Raw genomic sequence first — 5,096 nt, forward strand, 5'->3', positions numbered from 1 at the left:
CCCGTCCCCCGGCCCTCCGCGCGGCTCAGGGACCCCTCAGCCCCGAGTTCCCGCTTCCCTTCCACGTACTCGACGGAATCATCCCGTCAGGCAGGCCGCCGCGCACCCGGCTGACCGGCTGGCGGTTCCTCATCCGCAGCGGAGACCGCACGGTGGCCGCCGCCGACACCGTGCTCACCGCCGACGGCTGGGCCTTCTCCCACTTCTGCGAGGGCCCGTACATCGCCTCCAGCCAGCTCGCCATGCGCCAGGCAGAGGCGATGACAGCGCGCTACCAGCCGCGCCTGCTGTCCGTACCGGAGCTCTACATGCTCACCCTGTGGCTGCACGACGGCCCGGTGGCCGACGCCGGTGAATCCGAGGCGATGCCGCTGCCGACCGACCTGCTCGTACCGCTGGCGCCGGCGCCGCCGGGTATCGCCTCCCACCGCCCGCACCGGGCCGCCGACCTCCTTCCGCTGCTGACCCACCGCCTGACGCCGCCCGCCGTTCCGCTGCTCAGCCAGCCGGCCTGACGTCGGGCGTCCCGCTCCTCGGGGGCCACCGGTGCCTCCGCGCTGTCGGCGTTCCCTGCGCCCCGTGACCGTCCGGGTCACGGGGCGCAGTCCGTCCCGGCCCCCTCCACGCCCATCCGGACTAGCCCGTATCGGCCACCCCGAACCACCCGAAGGGACACCCCGGTTGGGCTGAACCGTCCGCACGAGTGACGCGTCATTAATCAGTAAGGAGAGCTGCCGTGAAATCCCTGCGGAAAGACGCCCGTGGGGCAACACTGGGACCGGACCGACTGATACGGGGGGCGGCCATGAACACCGCATCGAGCCGCAGGACACTCACCACAACGCAGCGAAAGAACCCTTCCATGTGCCAGCACCAGCCACCCTGCCCGACCGCCGACTCCGCCGACCGGGAGGCCGCCCTGCTTGTGGCGCACCACCCGGAACAGGGCTGGAGCCTGCTGTGCAACGGAGTGCTCGTCTTCGAGGACACCGGTGAGCTGTTGCCGGACGGCCAGATCATCGCTCCGCACCGCCCACTCGACGTGGTCAGGGCCGCCTGACCGGCCCGTACGCCCGCATCACCGACACGCGAAGGGGCCGGCCCGGAGGAATCCTCCGAACCGGCCCCGACCCTGTCCGCGCCTCCTGCGGCGCGGAGGCGTCCGTCAGTTGTCGTACTCGTCCAGCGGCGGGCACGAGCACACGAGGTTGCGGTCACCGAACGCACCGTCGATCCGGCGCACCGGCGGCCAGTACTTGTCGGCGGCCGAGACCCCGGCCGGGAAGACCGCCACCTCGCGGCTGTACGCGTGCTCCCACGTGCCGCCCAGCGCGGCCGCCGTGTGCGGCGCGTTGCGCAGCGGGTTGTCGTCCGCGGGCCACTCGCCCGACGCGACCTTCTCGATCTCCGCACGAATGGCGATCATGGTGTCGCAGAACCTGTCGATCTCCGCCAGGTCCTCGCTCTCGGTCGGCTCGATCATCAGCGTCCCGGCCACCGGGAACGACATGGTGGGCGCGTGGAAGCCGTAGTCGATCAGACGCTTGGCGATGTCGTCCACACTCACGCCGGTCGCCTTCGACAGCGGCCGCAGGTCGACGATGGCCTCGTGCGCCACCAGGCCGTTCGGGCCGGTGTAGAGCACCGGGTAGTGCGGCTCCAGGCGCTTGGCGATGTAGTTCGCCGCCAGTACGGCGACCTGTGTGGCCCTCTTGAGGCCCTCCCCGCCCATCAGCCGGACGTACGCCCACGAGATCGGCAGAATGCCCGCCGAGCCCCACGGAGCGGCCGAGATGGGCCCGACGCCGGTCTCGGGGCCGGCCGTCGGCTGGAGCGGGTGGTTCGGCAGGTACGGCGCGAGGTGGGCGCGTACGCCGACCGGGCCGACGCCGGGGCCGCCGCCGCCGTGCGGGATGCAGAAGGTCTTGTGCAGGTTCAGGTGCGAGACGTCGCCGCCGAACTTGCCCGGCTTGGCGAGGCCGACCAGCGCGTTGAGATTGGCGCCGTCGACGTACACCTGCCCGCCGGCCTCGTGCACGGTCGCGCAGATGTCGGCGACGTGCTCCTCGAACACCCCGTGCGTGGACGGGTAGGTGATCATCAGCACCGACAGCTCGTCGCGGTACTGCTCGATCTTGGCGTGCAGGTCCTCGACGTCGACCTCGCCGTCCTCGCGGGTCTTGACGACGACGACCTTCATGCCCGCCATGACCGCACTGGCCGCGTTCGTGCCGTGCGCGGACGACGGGATCAGGCACACCGTGCGCTGGTCGTCGCCGTTGGCCCGGTGGTACGCCCGTACCGCCAGCAGGCCCGCGAGCTCGCCCTGCGAACCGGCGTTGGGCTGGATCGACACCGCGTCGTAGCCGGTGACCTCCGCGAGGCGCTCCTCCAGCTCGTGGATCAGCGTCAGGTAGCCCTCGGCCTGCTCGACCGGCGCGAAGGGGTGCACCGCGCCGAACTCCGGCCAGGTGACCGGCTCCATCTCGGTGGTCGCGTTCAGCTTCATCGTGCACGAGCCGAGCGGGATCATGCCACGGTCGAGCGCGTAGTCGCGGTCGGCCAGCTTGCGCAGGTAGCGCAGCATCGCGGTCTCGGACCGGTGCTGGTGGAAGACCGGGTGCGTCAGCACCGCGTCGGTACGCAGCAGCCCCTCGGGCAGCGCGTCGGCCACCCGGGCGTCGAGCGCCTCGATGTCGGCGTCGACGCCGAAGGCCGCCCAGACCGCGGCGATCTGCGCGCGGCCCGTCGTCTCGTCGCAGGCCATGGAGACGTGGTCGGCGTCGACCGGGTACAGGTTGACCCCGGCCTCGCGGGCCGCGGCGACGACGTCGGCCGCCCGGCCGGGCACGCGCGCGGTCAGCGTGTCGAAGTACGCGCCGTGCACGACCTCGACGCCGCCGGCGCGCAGGCCCTCGGCGAGGAGGGTCGCGTACCGGTGCGTGCGGCGTGCGATGCCGCGCAGGCCGTCGGGGCCGTGGTAGACGGCGTACATGCCGGCCATGACCGCCAGGAGCACCTGCGCGGTGCAGATGTTGCTGGTGGCCTTCTCGCGGCGGATGTGCTGCTCACGCGTCTGGAGTGCCAGCCGGTACGCCTTGTTGCCGTCCGCGTCGACGGAGACGCCGACGAGCCGCCCGGGCAGGCTGCGCGCGAACTTCTCCCGCACGGCCATGAACCCGGCGTGCGGACCGCCGAAGCCCATCGGCACGCCGAAACGCTGCGTGGTGCCCACCGCGATGTCCGCGCCGAGCTCGCCCGGCGAGGTCAGCAGCGTCAGCGCCAGCAGGTCGGCGGCGACGGTCACGATCGCCCCGAGCTCGTGCGCCTGCTCGATGACGGGCTTGATGTCCCGCACGGCGCCCGAGGCGCCCGGGTACTGGAGCAGCACACCGAAGACACCACGCTCGGCCACCTCGGCCGGGATGCCGTCCGACAGGTCGGCGACGACAACCTCGACACCGGTCGGCTCCGCGCGCGTCTGAATGACGGCGACCGTCTGCGGCAGCGTGTCGGAGTCGATCAGGAAGACGCCGTTCTTGACCTTGCCGACGCGGCGCGCGAGCGACATGGCCTCGGCGGCGGCGGTGCCCTCGTCGAGCAGCGACGCGCCCGAGGTCGGCAGCCCGGTCAGGTCCGCGACCATCGTCTGGAAGTTGAGCAGCGCTTCGAGCCGGCCCTGTGAGATCTCCGGCTGGTAGGGCGTGTACGCCGTGTACCAGGCCGGGTTCTCCATGACGTTGCGCAGGATCACCGGCGGCGTGAAGGTGCCGTAGTAGCCGAGCCCGATCATCGGGGCGAGCACCTGGTTGCGGTCGGCGAGCGTGCGCAGCTCGGCCAGTACCTCGGCCTCGGTCCGCGCGTCGGGCAGCCCGAGCGCCTCGGCGCTCTTGATGACGTCCGGCACCGCGGCCGCGGTCAGCTCGTCGAGCGAGCCGTAACCGACCTGGGCGAGCATCTTGGCCTGAGCTTCGGCATCGGGCCCGATGTGGCGCTGCTCGAAGGGGATGCCACGCTCAAGCTGCGAGAGCGGAATGCGGTTTGCGGTCATCTGCGGAAGGCCTCCTGGTCTGACGCGACCTGCGAGGGGCACCACGGCACGGGTACCCGGACGGCCTCCCCCTCTGTCATCTCAACCTGAGAGCTTCACCGGAAGACCGCGCGGACGTCGCTGACGTCGAGGATCGTTCCGGCTTTCACCGTCGGTGAGGACGGGATCCGTGACAGGTGCTGTGCCTTGTTTCCGGCACGTGCCCGTCCCGGCCCGTCCTGCTTTCCAGAGTGACCTCGTCCGTGCGGTACGTGGGCCTGAGAGATTCCGGGGAGGATTTGCTCCTTCGGCGCCTCCGGCACGTTCACCGGAGACTCTCCCGCACGGGGTCAGCAGCCACTGGCCAGCCTACCAGCGAGGCCCGTCATGGATCCCTCGAGTGGCCGAGTCCACAGTTGTGCCCTTTCGTAGCCTTAACGGGGTTACGGAGCAGGTGCGAGCAGTTGGAGGGACCGTGCAGACCGACATCGATCCGCGCAGCCTGATCGGCCGCAAGGCGTTCGACCGCAACGGCGACAAGATCGGAACGGTGGACGAGGTGTACCTCGACGACGCCACGGGGGTGCCCGAATGGGCCGCCGTACGCACCGGACTCTTCAGCCGGGACGCCTTCGTGCCCCTGGAGCCCAGCAAGGTGGTCGACGACTCCCTGCGCGTGCCGTACGACCGCTCCCTGATCAAGGAGGCACCCGACTTCGGCGTCGGCCGCCACCTCTCCCCCGAGCAGGAACTGCAGCTCTACCACCACTACGGGCTCGACATCTCCTCGCCGGCCCCCGACCGGGACTTCGGACGGCTGGCGGGCGAGGACCCCGCCTGATCCCCGGCCGCCCGGACCAGCGGGAGCGGGTCCGACGGCGACAGGTCCGGATCGTCCACCGGGAAGGTCCGCACCCGTCCGGGCGGCGACGTCGGCTCCTCGAACCGCACGGTCACCCGCCCGACGCCGCTGCCCTGCACCCATCCCGCTCCGTACTCCGGGTGCCGCACGTCCTGGCCGGCCAGCCACCGCCGCCGCGGCTCCGGCTCCGGTACGGGCGGCGCC

General features: G+C 71.4%; 4 protein-coding genes, 1 pseudogene and 1 riboswitch. Of the genes and pseudogenes, 3 read left to right on the top strand and 2 right to left on the bottom strand.

Going from position 1 to position 5,096, the window contains the following annotated elements; genetic code table 11:
* On the top strand, window positions 1-515 hold a 515-nt coding region (locus E2E34_RS31105), incomplete at its 5' end, for a hypothetical protein (RefSeq protein ID WP_138905200.1).
* Between the two features lie 347 nt (window positions 516-862).
* A complete protein-coding gene (locus E2E34_RS31110) occupies window positions 863-1,060 on the top strand; it encodes a DUF5999 family protein (protein WP_279637915.1) in 198 nt (65 codons plus the stop codon).
* Window positions 1,061-1,165: 105 nt separating this feature from the next.
* Here the strand turns inward: E2E34_RS31110 and gcvP are convergent, their stop codons facing one another.
* Complete coding sequence (gene gcvP, locus E2E34_RS31115; protein WP_138905202.1) at window positions 1,166-4,051, bottom strand: aminomethyl-transferring glycine dehydrogenase; 2,886 nt, start codon at window positions 4,049-4,051, stop codon at window positions 1,166-1,168.
* Between the two features lie 235 nt (window positions 4,052-4,286).
* A riboswitch (glycine riboswitch) is annotated at window positions 4,287-4,383 on the bottom strand.
* A 122-nt stretch (window positions 4,384-4,505) separates the two neighbouring features.
* On the opposite strand from gcvP, the gene E2E34_RS31120 reads away from it, so the two are divergent.
* Window positions 4,506-4,871: a PRC-barrel domain-containing protein gene (locus E2E34_RS31120; protein WP_138898476.1), complete on the top strand. Its 366-nt coding sequence runs from the start codon at window positions 4,506-4,508 to the stop codon at window positions 4,869-4,871.
* On the opposite strand, the pseudogene E2E34_RS31125 reads toward E2E34_RS31120, so the two are convergent.
* Window positions 4,799-5,096 (bottom strand): annotated as a pseudogene (locus E2E34_RS31125) (DNA polymerase IV); the annotation flags it as partial. The gene E2E34_RS31120 and the pseudogene E2E34_RS31125 overlap by 73 nt on opposite strands.

This window comes from Streptomyces albidochromogenes (assembly GCF_005981925.1).
In the GTDB taxonomy this organism is placed as follows: Bacteria; Actinomycetota; Actinomycetes; order Streptomycetales; family Streptomycetaceae; genus Streptomyces; species Streptomyces albidochromogenes.

Excerpts from the sequence above, each read along its gene's own strand:
- E2E34_RS31110 (WP_279637915.1), top strand. The coding sequence starts at position 863 with ATGTGCCAGCACCAGCCACCCTGCCCGACCGCCGACTCCGCCGACCGG.
- gcvP (WP_138905202.1), bottom strand. The coding sequence starts at position 4,051 with ATGACCGCAAACCGCATTCCGCTCTCGCAGCTTGAGCGTGGCATCCCC.